This is a genomic window from Streptomyces sp. TRM64462, from assembly GCF_013362995.1.
Taxonomy (GTDB): Bacteria; Actinomycetota; Actinomycetes; order Streptomycetales; family Streptomycetaceae; genus Streptomyces.
Map to the genome: position 1 here is coordinate 1 of NZ_JABWDV010000272.1, position 639 is coordinate 639.

At 75.6% G+C, this 639-nt stretch carries 1 protein-coding gene; it reads right to left on the reverse strand.

Annotated elements, in window-relative coordinates; translation table 11 throughout:
• Positions 1-84: 84 nt before the first annotated feature.
• Positions 85-639, reverse strand: a 555-nt coding sequence (locus HTZ82_RS12745; RefSeq protein WP_217624010.1) for a small ribosomal subunit Rsm22 family protein, incomplete at its 5' end; no start/stop codon positions are given.

A 639-nucleotide genomic window follows, 5' to 3' on the forward strand; every position in this document is an offset into this window, starting at 1 on the left:
GTTTCGGCACCGCCAATCCTGCGGGGGCGACCCCTACGCGTCCCCTCCCGCCGGAACGGCGACACACCCCCGGTGGGGGCCGGTCTAGAGCCAGGCGTCGCCCCACTCGGCGTCCCGCGCCGCCTTGTACAGCGCGCCGTGCCGTTTGCTCACCGTGTCGCGGCGCAGCCCGTACTCGGCGGTGCACAGGTCCAGCAGGACCTGGCCCTTGCGGATCTGAGGGCGGCGGGTGACGCGGGCGGGCGCCGGGGTCACCGGGAACCTCGTCGCGGCGACGTAGCCGAACTTCTCGTCCTCGTACGCGAGGGAGCCGCCCTTCACCTGGCGGTGCAGCGACGAGCGGGCCACGCGCGCGGAGAAGTGGCACCAGTCGGTGCCCGGCTCGATGGGGCACGCCGCGCTGTGCGGGCAGGGCGCGGCGACGTGCAGCCCGGCGGCCGTCAGCTGGTCGCGGGCGGCGATGATCCGCTCGTACCCGTCGGGCGTGCCCGGCTCGACGATCACGACGGCCTGCGCGGCGCGCGCCGCCTCGGCGACGAGGGCGGTGCGGTCGCCGGGCGTCAGCTCCTTGAGGACGTAGGAGACGGTGACGAGGTCCGTGGCGTCCAGCTTCAGGGCCCCGCCGATGCGGGCCCGCCG